Origin of the sequence: Microbacterium enclense (genome assembly GCA_038182865.1) — a bacterium.
Lineage (GTDB): Bacteria > Actinomycetota > Actinomycetes > Actinomycetales > Microbacteriaceae > Microbacterium > Microbacterium enclense_B.
In genome coordinates this window covers 3,524,414-3,541,838 of sequence record CP116226.1, presented here as the reverse complement: position 1 = coordinate 3,541,838, position 17,425 = coordinate 3,524,414, and the positions used below count along the sequence as shown (strand labels likewise).

Sequence of the window (17,425 nt, the reverse complement as noted above, 5' to 3'; positions counted from 1 at the left end):
AGCCGGGACTGAAGCGAACCTGAAGCTCGTGACGGCGACGGGATGCCATAGCTTTCGCATACGAAGCGCACAGCACCCGCCCCTACCGTGGGCGGGATGTCCACCCCCGCCCGCATCCTCGTCGTGGATGACGACGACACGATCCGCCTCAGCGTCGTCACCGCGTTACGGTCCGAGGGCTTCACCGCCGAGGGAGCGTCGGACGGCACCGATCTGTCGAGCCGGATGGCGGCGTTCCGTCCGGATTTGATCGTGCTGGACTGGATGATGCCCGGACCCTCCGGCATCCGGTTGCTGCCCGTCATCCGGGCGGCGGGTGACACCGCCGTGATCATGCTCACGGCGCGCGACGAGGTCGACGATCGCCTACGGGGGTTCGCCGAGGGCGCCGACGACTACGTGGTCAAGCCGTTCACGGTGGCCGAGCTCGTCGCGCGCGTCGGCGCGGTCCTCCGACGCCGCGGACGTCTCCCCCAGACGGTCACGGTGGGTGACCTGGTCGTGGATCCCGATGCGGCCGTCGCCCGTCGTGCGGGTGGCGCACTCGATCTCACGGCCACGGAGTTCCGTCTCCTACAGCTGTTCGCGGAGAGTCGCGGACGCACCCTCTCGAAAGCGCAGATCCTCACGCAGGTGTGGGGTTATGACGACTACGACCCCAACCTCGTCGAGGTGCATCTCAGCGCCCTCCGGCGCAAGATGGAGGCGCACGGGCCCCGGTTGATCCACACGGTGCGCGGTCTCGGGTACCGCATGAGCGAGACGTCGTGACGAGCTCATCGGCCCTCCGGTCCGGGTCACTGCGCCGCCGCACGATCATCGCCGTGGTCGCGCTCGTCGCGCTCCTGTTGATCGTGTTGTCGGTGGTGGTCGACCTGGCCCTCGGTGCGCGGTTGCGCGGACAGATCGAAGAGCGCCTGCGCGATCGCGCAGCCGCCGCGGCGTCGCTCGTCGGCACGGTCGACGACGCCGACCTCGCCGAGCGTCTTTCCGATCAGGGTCTCGCGGTACGCATCGACAGCGCGGCGGGCGGATCGATCGTCGCGGGTCCCAGTCCCGACCAGCTCCGCGACGGTCCTCCCGGACCAGGCGGCCCGGGGCCCGGAGAACGGGACTCACCGCAGTCCTCTCCGGGCGGATCGGACGTGACGGTCGTCGCCTCCGACGTCAGTGGCGACGACGATCTCGTCACGCTGCGATCGACGCTGAGCGACGGATCGACGCTCACCCTCACGGCGTCGGCGGTGGGCGTGAGCGAGACGCTCGTCCAAGTGCGATGGATCATGACGATCGCGTCGGCGGGCGTCCTGGCCCTCGCGGCCGGCGCCGTCACGCTCGTCGTGCGCGCCTCACTGCGCCCGCTCGACCAGGTGTCGGAGGTGGCGCGGTCGATCGGCGCGGGCGAACGTGCACGGCGGCTTCGTCCCACGCGGTCAGATACCGAGATCGGACGCGTGGCCACGGCGCTCGACGACATGCTCGATGACGTGGTGGGTGCCGAGGAGACCGCTCGGGAGGCGGAATCCCGGCTGCGCGCGTTCCTCTCGGATGCCGCACACGAACTGCGTACCCCGGTCGCGGGCATTCGTGCCGCCGCCGATACGCTGGTGCGCGCCGACCTGGACGGGCCCGAGCGTGAGGTGCTCGCCGCTCAGGTCGCGCGTGAGGCGGCCCGGGCCTCTCGTCTTGTCGACGACCTTCTCATGATGGCGAGGGTCGACGGCGGTCTCGAACTGAGCATGTCCGACGTCGATCTCCGCGCGCTCGTGGACGGCGAGGTGCAACGTGCTCAGCTCGTGCATCCGCATCTGCAGGTGCGATCCGCGGTTCCGGATGCCGCGGTCATGGCGTCCGTGGACGTGGACCGCCTCGCGCAGGTCCTCTCCAACCTCGTCGAGAACGCTGCACGCGCCACCGACGGGCGCGGATCGGTCCGGCTGTCGGTGGGTGAGGGGGGCGCGGACGCCACCCTCACCGTCGCGGACGATGGCCCCGGAATCCCGGATGCCGATCGCGAGCGGATCTTCGACCGTCTCGTGCGGCTGGATCCCGCGCGCGCGGCATCGGGGGTCGGCCTCGGTCTGCCGATCGCGCGCGGGATCGCCCGTGCCCACGGTGGAGACGTGCGGTGTGTGCCGTCCCCGCAGGGTGCTGTGTTCGTCGTCACCGTTCCGCGCGTAGGACACGCGCACGACGACTGACGGACTCCCCGCGGCGGCTGCGCTGGCTCGGACTCAGCGCGCGGCGCGCGCCGGGGTGGCCGAGGCGATGACCGGACCCGTCGACAGCAACGTGAGGCCGTCGGCGCTGCTGGCGTCGTGCATCATCTGATCCACGAGCTCGCGGTCGATCGACGGCTCACGACCGCCGTAGAACTGCAGGACGAGGGCGTTGGACGCGTGCACCCAGATGCTGGCTTGACGAACCCCCTCGTTGACGGGGAGCTGCAGCATGAACCCTTCGTTGCGGCGCAACTTGTTCATGATCACGATGCGGAGGTGGGCGAGGATGCGGTCGTCGATGTCGAACGATGCGCGATCGCGGTAGATGAGGCGTCCCACGGCTTGTCCTTTTCTGGCGCACTAAAGCGACCTGTGATGCAAAGGGCGGGACCGCGCCGGGAAGCGCAGCAATGCGGGGTGCCTCCATTATCTCACGCCGCGAGATATCTCAGTCCTTGACAGCGAGCTCGTGCTCGTTAGATGGTTAGTTAGTCAAGTAATGAACCAACGGACGGAGATCGCATGATCGACGACGGCAGAGCGCTCTTCCTCCAGATCGCCGAGAGCGTCGAAGAATCGATCGTCGACGGCTCCCTCGCCGAGGAGACTCGTGCGCCGTCGACGAATGAGCTCGCCGCGTTCCACCGCATCAACCCCGCCACCGCCGCGAAAGGAATCAGCATGTTGGTCGACAAGGGTGTGCTCTACAAGCGCCGAGGGATCGGCATGTTCGTCGCCGCCGGCGCACGGGAGAACCTCTTGAAAGAACGACGGACCGCTTTCGCCGACCGCTTCGTCGAACCACTCCTCGCCGAGGCCCGGACCCTCGGACTCGGTCCCGACGACCTCGCCGACCTCATCCGCGAACGCGCCGATGTCGTTTCCTCCACCCCCTCCCCCCGCATTGAAGAAGGAGCCACACGATGACCGCCGTGATCGAGGCATCTGGCCTCACGAAGCATTACCGGGGCGGACTCGCCCTCGATGGCGTGTCTTTCCGGATCGAGAAGGATGCCATCTACGGTCTGCTCGGCCGCAACGGCGCGGGGAAGACCACCCTCATGTCGATCCTGACCGCCCAGAACCTCGCCTCGAGCGGAGAGGCGCGCGTCTTCGGTGAGGATCCCTACGAGAACCCGCGCGTCCTGTCCCGCATGTGCTTCGTCCGGGAGAGCCAGAAGTACCCCGACGACGCGAAAGCCAGCCACGCGTTCCGCGCTGCTCGGCTGTTCTTCCCGAACTGGGATCAGGCCTTCGCCGACCGTCTGGTGCGCGACTTCCAGCTGCCGCTCACCCGCCCCATCAAGAAGCTCTCACGGGGCCAGCTGTCGGCGGTGGGCGTCATCATCGGTCTCGCCTCGCGGTCGGAGATCACGTTCTTCGACGAGCCGTACTTGGGCCTCGACGCCGTCGCTCGCCAGATCTTCTACGACCGCCTGCTCGAGGACTACGGCGACCACCCGCGCACGATCATCCTCTCGAGCCACCTGATCGATGAGGTGTCCAACCTCCTCGAGAAGGTGATCGTGCTGGATGGCGGACGCATCGTCATGGACGATGACACGGATGCCGTGCGCCACGGCGCGGCGACGATCATCGGTGACGCGACCGCGGTCGACGCCTTCTGCTCGGGGCGCGAGATCATCCATCGCGAGAGCCTCGGGGGCGTGGCATCCGTCACCGTCATCGGCGAGCTCACGCCGATCGACCGCCGTGCCCTCGTCGAGGCGCGACTCGAGGTCGCTCCCGTCTCTTTGCAACAACTCATCGTGCGGCGCGCCCAGAGTGCGGGCCCGCGCGCCGCGGCGACAGCCGGCGCCGCTGTCCCGGAAGGAGCGCTGCGATGAACCGCACGCTGAACGTCGTTCGCCTGCAACTGATCAACCGCCAGACATTCCTGTGGCTTCCGTTGATCATCCTCTTCGGGGCGTTGGGTCTCAGTCTCCTCGTCTACGGGATCATCGCGGCAGCGGGTGTCGACGGAGTCAAGATCAGCGGCGGCGCGCAGGCGCCCCTGTGGTACTTCGGCGTCATCGGGGCGCAGGCGCTGACGCGCACGTTCCCGTTCTCGCAGGCCATGAGCGTGACGCGCCGCGAGTTCTTCGCCGGAACCCTAGTGACCGCGGGGATGACCGCTGTCGTGCTCTCGACCGTCTTCGTCATCGGTGGTCAGGTCGAGCAGGCCACCGACGGGTACGGCATGAACGGATACTTCTTCTACATGCCGTGGTTGTGGGAGGCCGGTCCCCTCGCGGCCGGCGTCACCTTCTTCGCCGTGGCGATGTTTTTCTTCGTCATGGGATTCTGGGCCGCGACCATCTTCAAGCGTTTCGGCACCCTCGTGCTCACGGTGACCCTGATCGCCGTCTCGCTCGTCGTGGTCGCTCTCATCGGCGTCGTGACCCTCACCCGCTCGTGGCCCACGGTCATCGAGGGCGGCGCGGCGCTCGGGGCCTTCGGCATGGCGTTGTGGGGGCTGTTGCTGGTCGCGGTGCTCGCCTCGTCGTCGTTCCTCACCCTGCGGCGCGCGACTCCCTGACCGCACGACGGACGGGGTCGGGCCGCGCGCGGTCCGGCCCCGTTTTTACGCGGTCAATGCTCAGCCCGGGGGTTCTGCCGGTCGATACAGTTGAGGACGATCTCCGATCAACCGACCCACGAGAGAGAAAACCCGTGAGCCATCACCGAACCTCCCCCGACCAGGAGGGCCGATCTTCGAGCCCCCTCGTTTCGAGAGGGGGTGAAATCTGATGCTGGCTGCGGCTCTGACACTCTTGGTGGGTGTCATCGTGACTCTGGCGATCATCGTCGCCTGCGGCTTCTTCGTCGCTCAAGAGTTCGCGTACATGTCCGTCGATCGATCGCGCCTCGCAGCTCTTGCCGAAAAGGGTGACGCCCAGGCGAAGCGCGTCCTGGCGATCACCAAGCGCACCTCGTTCATGCTGTCCGGCGCTCAGCTGGGTATCACCGTGACGGGACTGCTCATCGGTTACGTCGCCGAGCCGCTGATCGGCGAGTCCATCGGGACCCTGCTGGGCGGAGTGGGCATCGATCCCGCGGTCTCTGTGCTCGTCGGAACCACCGGCGCACTGCTGCTGGCCACCGTCGTGACGATGATCTTCGGTGAGCTGTATCCGAAGAACCTCGCGATCGCGAGCCCCGAGCCGCTCGCCAGAGCCCTCGCCGTTCCGACCCGCATCTACCTCATGCTTTTCGGCTGGCTCATCACCGTCTTCGACGTCGCCGCCAACGCGTTGTTGCGTCTGCTGCGCATCGAGCCGCTCGAAGACGTCGATGAGAGTGCCACCGCGCGCGACCTGGAGGCCATCATCGAGGAGTCGCGCCAGAGCGGTGACCTCCCTGACGACCTGTCGATGATCATCGACCGCATCCTCGACTTCCCCCAGCGTGACGTCGAGCACGCGATGATCCCGCGCTCCCAGATCGACTCGGTCACCCCCGACACCACCGTGGGCGAGGTGCGCGCCCTCATGGCATCCGGTCATACGCGGTACCCGGTCATCGGTGACGAGGACTCCCCGGTGGGTGTGGTCGAGCTCATCGACCTTCTCCGCGAGCAGCCCTCCGACGATGCGACGGTCGCCACGGTCATGCGCCCCGCGGTCGTGCTCCCCACCTCGATGATGTTGCCGGTCGCCCTCGACCGGATGCGCAAGACCCGCAACGAGCTCGCGTGCGTGGTCGACGAGTACGGCAACTTCGATGGCATCCTCACCATCGAAGACCTCACCGAAGAAGTGATCGGCGAACTGTCCGACGAGCACGACGCCGAGACCGCGGAGGTCGCCGCCGTCGGCGACGACGCGTGGACGGTACCCGGCGACCTGCACCTCGACGAGCTCGAGCGCGTCATCGGCCACGACCTGGCCGAGACCGACGCCGAGACAGCAGCGGGACTCGTCATCGAGACGCATGGCGACCTGCCGACGATCGGTGCCGTCGTCCGCGTCGATCTGCCCGAGAGGCCGTCCGAGAGCGTGCAGGGTCTCGACATCGAGAGGTGGCTGACCATCGAGGTCGTCGAGGTCGATCGTCACGTGCCCTCCCAGCTCGCGGTGCGCCTGCACGAGGTGGACCGGGATGCCGAGCCCGTCACGCAAGAGCCGGGCCTCGACGAGGAGGTGGCCCGATGAACGGCTGGACAGTCGCCCTCGTCACCGCGTTGCTGATCGTCGCGAGCGCGTTCTTCGTGATCGTGGAGTTCGCGCTGCTCGCCGCGCGCCGTCACCGCCTCGAGGAGGAAGCGGCCACGAGCGCCTCGGCGCGCGCCGCCCTGCGCGGTGTCAACGAGCTGACCGTCATGCTCGCCTTCGCGCAGCTGGGCATCACCGCGTGCACCTTCCTGCTCGGTGCCATCACGAAGCCGGCGATCGACTATGCGCTCGCGCCGGTGTTCGAAGCGTGGGGTCTGCCGTACATCCTCGCCGACATCATCGCGTTCATGCTCGCGCTGATCGTCGTCACCTTCCTCCACCTCGTCATCGGTGAGATGGCCCCGAAGTCGTGGGCGATCGCGCACCCCGAGACAGCGGCGAAGGCGACCGGCATCCTGGCCCGAGCCATGACCTGGCCCCTGCGTCCGTTCCTGCTGTGGATCAACCACATCGCGAACCGCCTGGTGAAGGCGTCGGGAGTCGAGCCTGTCGACAAGGCGGCCGCGGGTGGACAGGACGCGGACACGATCCGCGAGCTCGTGGCGCACTCGCGTCAGGCGGGCACGCTCGAGGTGCAGTACTCCGAGCCGATCGCCCAGGCGATCGCCCTGGGTACGCTGACCGTCGGTGACATCGTGCGGACGGACCGCTCCCCCACGAGCGTCCCGGCCGAGGCAACCGTGGCGGACATCCAGGCCGTGGCGGCATCATCGACGCACTTGCGGATCCTCGTCGGCACGGGCGCGTCGTCTCGTGTCGCGCACGTGCGCGAGACGTTGACGGTCGACCCGGCGACCCCGGCTCTGGAGATCGCCCGCGAGCCTCTCGTGCTGGAACCGGATGCCTCTGCGTACGACGCCCTGGCCCGCATGCGCCGCGGGCGCGTGCAGTTGGCCACGGTGGTCGACGGAGAGCGCCTCCTCGGTGTCGTCACCCTCGACGATCTGCTGCGCGAGATCCTGCCCGGCCCGGGTGAGCTCGCGGAGGTCACGCGGTAACGACGAGTCGCCGGCCCCGCTCCCACCCGACGGGTGGGGGACGGGGCCGGCGTCGTGTTCACGCCCGCGCCGACAGTCGAGGCACCCAGCAGCGCACGTGCTCGCTGTATCGGCGATAGTCGTCGCCGAAGGTCGAGGCGAGGTCGGCCTCTTCGTGGGGGCGGATCGCGTAGTTCCACACGAGAGAACCCACGAGCGCCCACATCACCACGAGCCATGACTGCAGGATCAAGCCGACGCCGACCCCCTGGACGATTCCGGCGACGGCCATCGGGTTCCGTACCCAGCGGTAGGGTCCGGCGATGACCAGCCGGTTCGGCATCGCCGAGGGCAGCGGTGTTCCGTCTCCCTTCACCGTCAGCGCCGCGGCCGCGGCCAGGCCCAGCAGGCTCGCCGCACCGACGAGGACAGCTCCCACCAGGGCAGTTCCCGCGGGCAGCGGGAGGGCGAGACCCCACCGCTGCTCCAGGAAAGCGATCACCAGCGGGAAGACGACGAGGAACATCCCCCAGAACACGACGATCTGGACCGCCGTCGCACGCACGTGCGCGAGAGGAGATTCGCGCGGTCGGGCCGGGCGGAATGCGAACGGGCCGACCAGGAGCCAGGCCGTCGGGATCCGGCCGAGCCACAGAAGAGACAGAGCCAGCATCGACCCCGAGGATGCCGCGACCATGATCAGCACACCCCACCCGGCGAGAGTCGTGAGTGTCGCGTAGAGAGCGAGCGACAGGGTGACCGCGATCGTCCACGCGGTAGCGATCAGACCGGCGATGCGCGCAACGCGCCGCGGCGCCACGGCGGCGAGACCGGATGCCGCCACGAACAGCGGGATGTCGACGACCGCGACGATCACCGGGTCGAGACCGCCGAGCGTCGCGGTGCGAACGAGGGGAACGGTGAACACGGCGACCCACCATGCGGCTCCGCCGGTGGCCTGGACGGCGAAGTACAGCCGCGCCAGGACGTCGGCGGTGTTCCTGCTCACGCGATGGGGCTCCCGTCGTTTCGATCAAGCGTCTTGATCGAGCGTATTGGTCGCGTCGGATGCCGGCATCCGGGTGGGCGACGGGAAGCCCCGGCGGTGTCACGCGTTGTTCTCGGCCAGCGCCACTCCCGCCTCGACGACGACCGAACGCATCTCGGCGAGGTAGCGCTGGGCGAGCTCGGTGAGCGGGATCGCCGTGCGACCGATCCAGCCGATCTCGATGCGTTCGTCGACATCGAGCGGGACGGCGACGATCTCGGGGTCGAGGTCGTCGCTGATGATGCCGGTCGAGATCGTGTACCCGTCGAGACCGATCATCAGGTTGAAGATCGTGGCGCGGTCGGATACCCGGATCTCCTGCGCGCTCGAGAGAGTGGAGAGGATCTCTTCCGCGAAATAGAACGAGTTGTTCGCCCCCTGGTCGAAGGTGAGTCGTGGCAGCCCCACGAGATCGTCGAGGGTGGCGCGATCGCGTGACGCGAGCGGGTTGCGTCGCGAGACGAAGATGTGGGGGTCGGCGATGAACAGCGGGTGGAAAGCCAGCCCCGAGTCGCGGAGGAGCTTGTCGATGACATTGCGGTTGAAGTCGTTGCGGAAGAGGACCCCGAGCTCGCTGCGGAGCGTGCGGACGTCTTCGATGATGTCCCAGGTGCGGGTCTCGCGTAGGGAGAACTCGTACTCGGCCGCGTCCGTGGCCTTGACCAGGCGCACGAAAGCATCGACGACGAACGAGTAGTGCTGCGCCGAGACGCCGAGCAGGCGCCGGGACGGCGGGCGCCCGAGGTAGCGCTGTTCGAGGAGCTCTGCCTGTTCGACGACCTGACGCGCGTATCCGAGAAACTCGACACCGTCGTTGGTGAGGGTGACCCCGCGGGCGGAGCGCACCAGCAGGTCGCGCCCGACACGGCTTTCGAGGTCGCGCATGGCCGCCGACATCGTCGGCTGAGCGACGTACAGGAGGTCGGCCGCGGCGCTGATCGAGCCTTCCGCGGCGACCTCGATGAACGACTGAAGCTGTTGCAGCGTGATGCCGCTCGGACGACGGGACATAGCCTCAGGCTATACCTCCACATAGAGAGGCCGGATTACCCGATGTCTTCCGCTCGCGAGCACGATGAGGGGGCAGCATCCCGCCCCTCTCCGATTGGCATGCCATGGCGAACGACATCACGTTCAGCATCACCACCACCCGCTTCGACGAGGACTACGCTCCCGCCGAGAATTCACGCGTCACGACGAACTTCGCCAACCTGGCGCGGGGCGAGGGGCGACAGCAGAATCTTCGCAACGCCCTGTCGATGATGGATCGCCGTCTGAACGAGCTGGTGGCATCCCACGAGCCCGACCGTGACCGCTACCGAGTCGAACTCGACATCGTGTCGGTGCATCTGCAGTTCTCCGACGGCGCCGACGACGAGAAGTTCCCCGTCATCGAGGTGCTCGACGTCCACATCGTCGACTCGACCACGGGCGAGCGGCACCGAGGCATCGTCGGCAACAACTTCTCGTCGTATCTCCGGGACTACGACTTCAGCGTCGTGCTCCCCGCCGCCAATGCCGAAGGGACCGGCTTCACGGTTCCCGACGACTTCGGCGACCTGCACGGCAAGATCTTCCAGTACTTCCTGGAGTCGTCGGCCTACCGCGAGCTCTTCCCGCTGTCACCGGTGATCTGCATCAGCGTCTCCACGAGCCGCACCTACCGTCGCACCGGTGTGGAGCATCCTGTCTTGGGCGTCGAGTACGAGCAGGACTCCTTCTCGCTGACCGACGAGTACTTCGCCAAGATGGGCCTGCGCGTTCGCTACTTCATGCCGCGCGGGAGCGTGGCACCGCTCGCCTTCTACTTCCGTGGCGATCTCGTGGCCGACTACTCCGATCTGCAGCTCGCCGGGACGATCGCCACGATGGAGACGTTCCAGAAGATCTACCGCCCCGAGATCTACAACGCCGTCGCCCCCGCCGGTGAGGTCTACCGTCCCACCCTCGATCAGGCCGATTTCGTCCGTACCGACATCGACTACGACCGCGAGGAGCGCAGCCGACTGGCGGTCACTCAGGGCCGCTACGCGGAGGAGCACTTCGTCACCCCGCACCGCCGTGCCCTCGACGAGTGGGCCGCGAACGTCGAGGCGGTGCTGCGATGACCGATGCACTCCTTCCCACCGCGCTGGTCGGCAGCCTTCCCAAGCCCGCATGGCTCGCCCGGCCCGAGATCCTCTGGGCCCCGTGGGAACTGGAGGGTGACGCGCTCGTCGAGGGCAAAAAAGACGCGCTGCGCTCCGCCGTGCACGAGCAGGAGCGCCGTGGAATCGACATCATCAGCGACGGCGAGCAGACCCGCCAGCACTTCGTGACGACCTTCATCGAGCACCTCGACGGCGTCGACTTCGAGAACCGCGAGACGGTGCGCATCCGCAACCGCTACGATGCGAGCGTGCCGACCGTCGTCGGGGCGGTGAGCCGTCGCCAGCCGGTCTTCGTTCAGGATGCCGCGTTCCTGCGCACCCAGACCGACCGTCCGATCAAGTGGGCCCTGCCGGGACCCATGACGATGATCGACACGCTGTCCGACCGTCACTACCGCAGCCGCGAGAAGCTCGCCTGGGAGTTCGCGACGATCCTCAACCAGGAGGCGCGCGAGCTCGAAGCGGCGGGCGTCGATGTCATCCAGTTCGACGAGCCCGCCTTCAACGTCTTCTTCGACGAGATGAAGGACTGGGGCGTCGCCGCCCTCGAACGCGCGGCCGAGGGGCTGCGTGCCGAGACGGTCGTGCACATCTGTTACGGCTACGGGATCAAGGCCAACACCGACTGGAAGGCGACGCTCGGGTCGGAGTGGCGTCAGTACGAGGAGTCGTTCCCGCTGCTGCAGCGCTCGACGATCGACGCCGTCTCGCTCGAGAGCCACCATTCGCACGTGCCGATCGACCTGATCGAGCTCATCCGCGGCAAGAAGGTCATGCTCGGCGCGATCGACGTGGCCAGCGAGACGATCGAGACTCCTGAAGAGGTCGCGGACACACTGCGCCGGGCGCTGCAGTTCGTGGACGCCGACAAGCTGATCCCGAGCACGAACTGCGGCATGGCACCCCTGCCGCGTCCCGTGGCTTTGGAGAAGATGAGCGCACTCTCGGCGGGTGCTGCGATCGTGCGCGACGAGGTGTCGTCGCCGGCTCTGGTGTGACGCGCGGGGCCGCGTGACGGCAGGAGGGCCGGGGACGAACGGAGGATGGATGCCGGGTCCCGGCCCTCCGCTCGTCCCCGGCCCTCCGCTGATCGCGCGGACGGGTCGGGCGGGCGTCTCAGTAGGGCGGGTGGGACTTGAACCCACGATCGTCGGGTTATGAGCCCGCTGCCTTGACCAGCTTGGCCACCGCCCCCAGCGACGACGAGCCTACCGGCATCCGTGTCCCGTCACCCACGGCGGACCGGGTGCCTCGGTGATTCCCCTCGAGATCACACGTCCCGTCCGAGGTCGCACGATGAGGCGCGGCCGGTCCGTGTGCGCTCGCGCTGATCGTGTGATCTCGGCGCGCGAGCGCGGCGACGAGCGGCGCGCCACAGGCGTCAGTGGACGCGCGGCTGCTTCGGCTTGCCGTCGGCGGCGATCTGCGGGTGGTGCTTCGTCAGCTGGATGACGCCCCACGTGGCGATCGCGCCGGCGATCACGAACCCGATGAGTGCCCAGGCGGGAGCGGTCGAGGCTTCGCCGAGCACGAGAAGGCCGATCAGCACCGCGACGATCGGGTCGATGACCGTGAGGCCGGCGATGACGAGGTCGGGCGGACCGACGGAGTAGGCCGTCTGCACGAAGTAGGCCCCGACGGCGACGGCCGCGAGCAGCGCGACGACGCACAGCAGCGTCAGCCACTCGAAGTTGCCCGCCTGGATGCGGCTGATGATGACCTTCGCCAGGGTCGCCACGAAACCGTAGATGACACCCGCAGCCATGATGTAGAACAGCGCCTGGGCGCGGCGGCGCACCAAGACCCAGAAGACACCGAACACGAGGACCACGACGGCCAGGACGCCGAGGATGATCAGCAGCTCACGTTCGGTGACCTCGTGCTCTGTCGCGAAGAAGGCGGCGATCGTGACGAAGATGAAGATTCCGCCGACGCAGGCCGCGATCGCGATGAGCGACTGGCGGGTCGGCTTGTGGCGCGTGACGCGGGCATTGAGGATCGTCGTGATGACGAGCGCGATCGCCCCCAAGGGCTGCACGAGGATCAACGGCGCGACCGAGAGCGCCGCGAGCTGACAGACGATGGCGAGCCCGAGCATGATCGTGCCCGCGACCCACGAGGGGCGGGTGATCAGCGAGGTCAACTGCGAACGCGACAGACCACCGGTGGTCTTGCCCGAGAGGCGCTCGACCTTCTGCACACCGCGGTGCTGGTACTGCGCACCGAACGACATGAACACCGCGCCGAGCAGGGCCAGCGGAATGCCGAGGAGGATGCGGGGGTCGCGGAAGACACCGACGAGTTGGTCGATTCCGTCGCTGAGGGAGACATCGAGCGGGATCACTCTCCGACGATAGCCGCCTGCTCGCTGGATAGGCTGGTGACGTGGCCGTTCTCCCGATTCGCATCATGGGCGATCCCGTGCTGCATGCCCCCGCCGCCCGCGTCGACGAGATCACCGATGAGGTGCGCGAGCTCGTCGCCGACATGTTCGAGACGATGGATGCCGCACCCGGCGTCGGTCTCGCCGCGCCCCAGGTCGGCGTGGGTCTGCGCATTTTCACGTACACGTACGAAGACGACGAGGGCCTGCCGTGGCGGGGGGTCGTCATCAACCCCGAGCTCTGGATCCGCCCGCTCGAGCCGGGCTACCCCGATCCGGATGACGAGTCGGAGGGGTGCCTGTCGTTCCCCGGTGAACGATTCCCGCTTCGCCGGTCCGAGGCCGCTCTGCTGACGGGGGTCGACCTCGAGGGCCAGCCGGTCCGGATCGAGGTCACGGGTTGGCGTGCGCGCATCCTCCAGCACGAGTTCGATCACCTCGACGGCATCCTTTACGTCGATCGGCTCGACGACGACGACAGTCGAACGGTCGCGAAGATCGCCAAGAAGCGCAAGTGGGGCAAGCCCGGGGCCTCGTGGATGCCGGGAGTCGACGACATCGACGCGTGAATCACCGGTTTCTGTCGCCGGTCCGTGGGCGCCTCGTGGCGGCCGGACTTCCCCGTCAGGCCTCGATGATGTTCGGAGCGAACCGGCAGTAGTAGTCGGTGATCGGTCCGTCCGATTCTCGGATGCCGACCCCGTAGCTCTCGTCGTTCACGACCCACGACCCGAGCACGGGGTGGTTGCTCCCGTTCGATCCCGGGAAATCGGGGAGCTCGTGATACTCCTGCCACACGCGCTCGCGTCCTGTGCCTTCGCGGCGGTACTCCTGCCCGTTCGATGTGACGGTGCCGTCGGCGCGGTGGACGCGGATGCCGTCTCCCTCGCGGCCGAACACCGGCTTGACGACGTAATCGGTCATGCCGTTCGGGCCGTCGGCGTAGGCGGGCAGCAAGTTGGGGTGTCCGGGGAACAACCGCCACAGGGCGACGAGCAGGAGCTTGTTCGAGAGGAACATCTTCCACGCCGGCTCGTACCAGTGCCCGAACAGGCCGCGTCCGGCGATCAAGAGGGCACCGAACTCCTGGTCTCCCACGATGCGGTCCTCGCCCGAGACGAGGTCTTCCCAGGGGTAGAGCTTGAACAGGTTTCGGATGACGGGGTACTGCGTGCCGGGTTCGTCGCCGGGGAGGGCCGCGATGCTGCGCGACGAGCCCCACGCCTCGGGGACGCCGACGAACTGCCGCGCGCCATGGTGCCAGCCGATGTCCTTCATCTCGATACCCGTGTGCTCCCACCCCGCCTCGGCCGCGAGGTCGCGCATGTAGGCCACGGTGTCCCAGTCTTCGCCGTAGATATCGGCATCCGAGTGGGCGACGAACAACCGCCCGCCCTCACCCTCGGTGAGCGAGCGATGCAGCAGGACGCGCCAGCGCTCGACGAGGGCCTCGTGAAGTCCGTTCCACTGGTCGGTGTCGGCGGGGAGCGCGCCGCTCTTCAGACGGTCCTGCAGCCAGAACCACTGGGTGAGCGAGGCCTCGATGAGACCGGTGGGGGTGTCGGCGTTGTACTCGAGCATCTTTGCCGGGGAGCCGTCGCCGGTGTACGCGAGGTCGAAGCGGGCGTACACATCGGGTTCGTCCTGCTCGAGCGACCACTGAGCGAGTTCGAATGCTTTCGGGGTCAGCCCGAGGTTCCCCAGTTCTCCGGATGCCAGATACCTCGCCGCCTCGCGGCACATGCGGTGCAACTCCTCGGTCTGCCGCTCGAGCTCTTCGACCTCGGGCAGGGTGAAGACGTAGGCGGCGCCGTCGTTCCAGTACTCGACCGCGCTGCCGTCGTCGCGGAGGGAGCGCGAGTAGATCAGACCGGACTGCTTGATGGTGCGTTCCCAGTCGGGGCGCGGGTCGAGCTCGATGCGACGCATCAGCCGCCGTGGCTTCCGTCGGAGCCCGAGCCGCCGAAGCCTCCGCGCGAGACGCTCGCTCCGTCGCCGGAGATGCCTTTCGCCGCAGTCTTGCCGGACGGCAGCGCGTCGGTGCCGCCCGTGGCCGGCTGACCGACCGCGGGGACGTTCCTCCCGCTGGACCCGAGCGGCAGGAAGTACCAGTGCGCTCCCCCGCCGTGGTTGTTGCAATCGTCGTCGGGCAAGCGCTTCTCGGTCGCGTTGTCGCGGCAGATCTGCGCGTAGTCCTCGGATACGTTCGTGCCCTGGCCACACCCGGTGAGGGTTGCGGCGAGGGCGGCGACGACGCCGATCGACACGGAGCGAGAGGCGCGGCGGCGCACGGCGGGCTGCATCAGGTCTCCTTCGCGGACGCCACGGAGCCACGTCCTCGCCGATGCTCTCACATCCCGGCGGGTCTGCGACCCTCCGTGCAAGCCCTGGCTGTGAATGCGCACGGGCCGGTAGAGAGGAGCGGGGGGATCATGACACCGAAACGTTCCGGGGCGATGCTCATCGTCGTGGCTGTTGTCGCGGCGGTGATGTTCGTCACGCTGCTCCCAACAGGAGGAGGGGTGAGTCTTGCGGCGGCCATCGGGCTCGCCGCGGCTGTCGCCCTCGCGGGTTTGGGTGCCGTCTGGCTGAGCCGGACGACCTGGGGGCCCGAACCGGCGCCGTCCGGGGACACGTGGGATCCCGATCGGCGACGCCGGATGGCTGCCCGCGGCGCTTTCGTCCAGGCGTCGGTGCTCCTGTTCCTGGGAGCAACGGGTGCCGTGACGCTCGTTCTCTTCCTGCACGAGTACCCGGGCGAGATCGGCCGGTTGTCGATCCTCGCTGTGTTGGTCGTCACCTCGCTGGTGATCGGCATCGCGTCTCTGCGCGCCATCCGTGCGTCGAGCCGATCCGCGTCGCTCGAGGAGCCCCTCCCTGAGGCGGCGACGGAAACGGCGGCCGAACCGGTGGCCCCCGGATGGGTGCTCGTGACGGCTCGGGATGCCGGCACCATCGCTCTCTACAGTTCGGTCGGCGTCCTGGGCTTCGGTGTGCTGGCCTGGCAAGCGTTCAGCGTCCTCCTCGGCCGCGACCTGGGCGCGATCGGCACCGCGATCGTCCTGGGCGTACTGGTGCTCGCAGCGATCCTGCTGTGGCGCTGGCTCCTGCATCAGTTCCCGGAAGTGTGGGTCGACGTGCGGGCGCGCCGCCTGCGCGCGGGCACGAAGGAGGCGCCGTGGTCTGACATCACGGCGGCCCGGGTGTCCGTGGCGCGACTCGTGCCCGGTGCGCCCCGGACGCTCTTCCTGACGCTCGAGGGCACGGACAAGCTGACGGCGCCCCTCGTCCTGCGGCGCGGCGGGCGCCTCGGAATGACGGACGATCAGCGTCGCGCGGCTCTCGCTCTGGTCGAGGGGGCGGGCATCCGTCTCCCCCGGGCTCGCGAGGACGCGGGAGGCCGTTTCTCCCGCGCGCTCTTCCCCGCGCACGTCGACGCCGAAGAAGCGAGAGAACTCTTGACGCGACCGCCGCGGAGCGATGACGACCTGCCCGTGAAGCTCGTCTGAGCAGGCGTCGTCACGCGTTCCCGGTGGCGAAGCTGTGCAAGCGGAGCTCGTCGCTCAGCACCTCACTCGCCTTGTGTCCCCGTACGCTCGTGCCCTGCGCGTCCAAAGGCGGGCTCACGACGGCCGCGCCGAGGCGACCAGGAGCTGCGAGGACGATCGCGCCCGACACGCTGGACTTCGCCGGGATGCCCACCGCTCGCATCCAGCGTCCCGAACCGTCGTACACCCCGCAGGTCGCCATGACCGCGACGACGTCGCGCGCGATCCGCTCGGGCACCACTCGAGCGCCGGTCTGCGGGTTGACGCCGCCCAGCGCGAGGGTCGCCCCCATGATCGCGAGGGTCGCGGCATCCACCAGGGTCGCGCACGCGCGGGCGTAGACGGCGACAGCGTCGTCTGCGGAGGCGACGAGTGTGCCTTCGGCGCGCATCAGGTGCGCCAGGGCGTGGTTTCGATCGCCGAGCAGATGCTCGTTGTGCGCGACGTCTTCGTCGACCTCGAGGTCGCGACCGGCGAACGCGGCGAGGCCCCGCGAGATACGCGCGCTGCGCTCCTCCGGCCCGTTCCCCTCGACGAGCGACGCCGTGAGCAGGGCGCCCGCATTCACCATCGGGTTCGGCGGCCGACCGGTGCCGCTCTCGAGCTTGATCGCATCGTAGGACTCGCCCGTCGGTTCGATGCCGACCCGCTCCAGCGCGTCGCCGTCGGTGTCGAGCAGGGCGAGGGCGAAGAGGAACGGCTTCACCGCCGACTGGATGCTGAACGCGATCTCGGCGCTCTCGCTGCGTCGCACCGTTCCATCGGGCAGGGCCAGGGCGATCGCGCAGAGGTCGGGGTCGGCCTCGGCGAGCTGTGGGATGCTGTCGTCGACCTCTCCCCCGCGCTCATCGAGCAGACGGGAGCGGAGGGCATCCGGGTCGAAGTGGCGGGGGTCGGGTGCGGGGGTCACCGTCCCAGCCTC

General features: G+C 68.3%; 18 protein-coding genes and 1 tRNA gene. 11 read left to right on the top strand and 8 right to left on the bottom strand.

What is annotated here, in order from left to right; genetic code table 11:
• Positions 1 to 96: 96 nt before the first annotated feature.
• Both PIR02_16835 and PIR02_16830 read left to right on the top strand, forming a co-directional pair.
• Complete coding sequence (locus tag PIR02_16835) at positions 97 to 771, top strand: response regulator transcription factor (GenBank protein WZH36407.1); 675 nt, start codon at positions 97 to 99, stop codon at positions 769 to 771.
• The gene (locus tag PIR02_16830) at positions 768 to 2,201 is read left to right on the top strand and encodes a HAMP domain-containing sensor histidine kinase (protein WZH36406.1); all 1,434 of its coding nucleotides are present in this window, start codon (positions 768 to 770) and stop codon (positions 2,199 to 2,201) included. Before PIR02_16835 ends, PIR02_16830 begins: the two co-directional genes overlap by 4 nt.
• A gap of 33 nt (positions 2,202 to 2,234) precedes the next feature.
• Here the strand turns inward: PIR02_16830 and PIR02_16825 are convergent, their stop codons facing one another.
• Complete coding sequence (locus PIR02_16825) at positions 2,235 to 2,561, bottom strand: ATP-dependent DNA ligase (GenBank protein ID WZH36405.1); 327 nt, start codon at positions 2,559 to 2,561, stop codon at positions 2,235 to 2,237.
• 183 nt (positions 2,562 to 2,744) lie between these two features.
• Between PIR02_16825 and PIR02_16820 the strand changes: the two genes are divergently transcribed.
• The 5 genes from PIR02_16820 to PIR02_16800 all read left to right on the top strand — a co-directional run bounded on the left by PIR02_16820 (position 2,745) and on the right by PIR02_16800 (position 7,395).
• Positions 2,745 to 3,149 carry a GntR family transcriptional regulator gene (locus PIR02_16820; protein WZH36404.1) on the top strand — a complete coding sequence of 135 codons (405 nt, stop codon included), beginning with the start codon at positions 2,745 to 2,747 and terminating at the stop codon, positions 3,147 to 3,149.
• A complete protein-coding gene (locus tag PIR02_16815; protein ID WZH36403.1) occupies positions 3,146 to 4,069 on the top strand; it encodes an ABC transporter ATP-binding protein in 924 nt (307 codons plus the stop codon). The genes PIR02_16820 and PIR02_16815 overlap by 4 nt, the downstream gene beginning before the upstream one ends.
• Entirely contained in the window at positions 4,066 to 4,761 is a 696-nt protein-coding gene (locus PIR02_16810; GenBank protein ID WZH36402.1) for a hypothetical protein, read from the top strand. Before PIR02_16815 ends, PIR02_16810 begins: the two co-directional genes overlap by 4 nt.
• A gap of 211 nt (positions 4,762 to 4,972) precedes the next feature.
• On the top strand, positions 4,973 to 6,376 hold the full coding sequence (locus PIR02_16805) for a hemolysin family protein (protein ID WZH36401.1): 1,404 nt from the start codon (positions 4,973 to 4,975) through the stop codon (positions 6,374 to 6,376).
• Positions 6,373 to 7,395: a CNNM domain-containing protein gene (locus tag PIR02_16800; protein ID WZH36400.1), complete on the top strand. Its 1,023-nt coding sequence runs from the start codon at positions 6,373 to 6,375 to the stop codon at positions 7,393 to 7,395. The genes PIR02_16805 and PIR02_16800 overlap by 4 nt, the downstream gene beginning before the upstream one ends.
• Before the next feature lie 58 nt (positions 7,396 to 7,453).
• Here the strand turns inward: PIR02_16800 and PIR02_16795 are convergent, their stop codons facing one another.
• Positions 7,454 to 8,383, bottom strand: a complete 930-nt coding sequence (locus PIR02_16795; GenBank protein WZH36399.1) for a methyltransferase — start codon at positions 8,381 to 8,383, stop codon at positions 7,454 to 7,456.
• 99 nt (positions 8,384 to 8,482) lie between these two features.
• Entirely contained in the window at positions 8,483 to 9,433 is a 951-nt protein-coding gene (locus PIR02_16790; GenBank protein WZH36398.1) for a LysR family transcriptional regulator, read from the bottom strand.
• A gap of 104 nt (positions 9,434 to 9,537) precedes the next feature.
• Here PIR02_16790 and PIR02_16785 point away from each other — a divergent pair, with 104 nt between their 5' ends.
• Complete coding sequence (locus tag PIR02_16785) at positions 9,538 to 10,530, top strand: DUF1852 family protein (protein WZH36397.1); 993 nt, start codon at positions 9,538 to 9,540, stop codon at positions 10,528 to 10,530.
• The gene (locus PIR02_16780; protein WZH36396.1) at positions 10,527 to 11,570 is read left to right on the top strand and encodes a methionine synthase; all 1,044 of its coding nucleotides are present in this window, start codon (positions 10,527 to 10,529) and stop codon (positions 11,568 to 11,570) included. The genes PIR02_16785 and PIR02_16780 overlap by 4 nt, the downstream gene beginning before the upstream one ends.
• Positions 11,571 to 11,692: 122 nt before the next feature.
• Here PIR02_16780 and PIR02_16775 read toward each other — a convergent pair.
• Positions 11,693 to 11,766, bottom strand: a tRNA-Ile gene (locus tag PIR02_16775).
• Between the two features lie 187 nt (positions 11,767 to 11,953).
• Entirely contained in the window at positions 11,954 to 12,916 is a 963-nt protein-coding gene (locus PIR02_16770) for a DMT family transporter (protein ID WZH36395.1), read from the bottom strand.
• Between the two features lie 41 nt (positions 12,917 to 12,957).
• On the opposite strand from PIR02_16770, the gene def reads away from it, so the two are divergent.
• A complete protein-coding gene (gene def / locus PIR02_16765; GenBank protein WZH36394.1) occupies positions 12,958 to 13,524 on the top strand; it encodes a peptide deformylase in 567 nt (188 codons plus the stop codon).
• A 55-nt stretch (positions 13,525 to 13,579) separates the two neighbouring features.
• Here def and PIR02_16760 read toward each other — a convergent pair whose 3' ends face one another.
• Positions 13,580 to 14,884, bottom strand: a complete 1,305-nt coding sequence (locus tag PIR02_16760; protein ID WZH36393.1) for a glutathionylspermidine synthase family protein — start codon at positions 14,882 to 14,884, stop codon at positions 13,580 to 13,582.
• Positions 14,884 to 15,258 carry a tRNA-dihydrouridine synthase gene (locus PIR02_16755; GenBank protein WZH36392.1) on the bottom strand — a complete coding sequence of 125 codons (375 nt, stop codon included), beginning with the start codon at positions 15,256 to 15,258 and terminating at the stop codon, positions 14,884 to 14,886. Before PIR02_16755 ends, PIR02_16760 begins: the two co-directional genes overlap by 1 nt.
• A gap of 129 nt (positions 15,259 to 15,387) precedes the next feature.
• Here PIR02_16755 and PIR02_16750 point away from each other — a divergent pair, with 129 nt between their 5' ends.
• The gene (locus tag PIR02_16750; protein ID WZH36391.1) at positions 15,388 to 16,464 is read left to right on the top strand and encodes a hypothetical protein; all 1,077 of its coding nucleotides are present in this window, start codon (positions 15,388 to 15,390) and stop codon (positions 16,462 to 16,464) included.
• A gap of 10 nt (positions 16,465 to 16,474) precedes the next feature.
• On the opposite strand, the gene glsA is transcribed toward PIR02_16750, so the two are convergent.
• Positions 16,475 to 17,413 (bottom strand): glutaminase A, encoded by a 939-nt coding sequence (glsA, locus tag PIR02_16745; protein WZH36390.1) that lies wholly within the window; start codon positions 17,411 to 17,413, stop codon positions 16,475 to 16,477.
• Positions 17,414 to 17,425 lie beyond the last annotated feature (12 nt).

Excerpts from the sequence above, each read along its gene's own strand:
- PIR02_16815 (WZH36403.1), top strand. The coding sequence starts at position 3,146 with ATGACCGCCGTGATCGAGGCATCTGGCCTCACGAAGCATTACCGGGGC.
- PIR02_16750 (WZH36391.1), top strand. The coding sequence starts at position 15,388 with ATGACACCGAAACGTTCCGGGGCGATGCTCATCGTCGTGGCTGTTGTC.
- PIR02_16760 (WZH36393.1), bottom strand. The coding sequence starts at position 14,884 with ATGCGTCGCATCGAGCTCGACCCGCGCCCCGACTGGGAACGCACCATC.
- PIR02_16800 (WZH36400.1), top strand. The coding sequence starts at position 6,373 with ATGAACGGCTGGACAGTCGCCCTCGTCACCGCGTTGCTGATCGTCGCG.
- PIR02_16805 (WZH36401.1), top strand. The coding sequence starts at position 4,973 with ATGCTGGCTGCGGCTCTGACACTCTTGGTGGGTGTCATCGTGACTCTG.
- PIR02_16820 (WZH36404.1), top strand. The coding sequence starts at position 2,745 with ATGATCGACGACGGCAGAGCGCTCTTCCTCCAGATCGCCGAGAGCGTC.
- PIR02_16780 (WZH36396.1), top strand. The coding sequence starts at position 10,527 with ATGACCGATGCACTCCTTCCCACCGCGCTGGTCGGCAGCCTTCCCAAG.
- PIR02_16810 (WZH36402.1), top strand. The coding sequence starts at position 4,066 with ATGAACCGCACGCTGAACGTCGTTCGCCTGCAACTGATCAACCGCCAG.
- PIR02_16790 (WZH36398.1), bottom strand. The coding sequence starts at position 9,433 with ATGTCCCGTCGTCCGAGCGGCATCACGCTGCAACAGCTTCAGTCGTTC.
- PIR02_16785 (WZH36397.1), top strand. The coding sequence starts at position 9,538 with ATGGCGAACGACATCACGTTCAGCATCACCACCACCCGCTTCGACGAG.
- PIR02_16835 (WZH36407.1), top strand. The coding sequence starts at position 97 with ATGTCCACCCCCGCCCGCATCCTCGTCGTGGATGACGACGACACGATC.
- PIR02_16755 (WZH36392.1), bottom strand. The coding sequence starts at position 15,258 with ATGCAGCCCGCCGTGCGCCGCCGCGCCTCTCGCTCCGTGTCGATCGGC.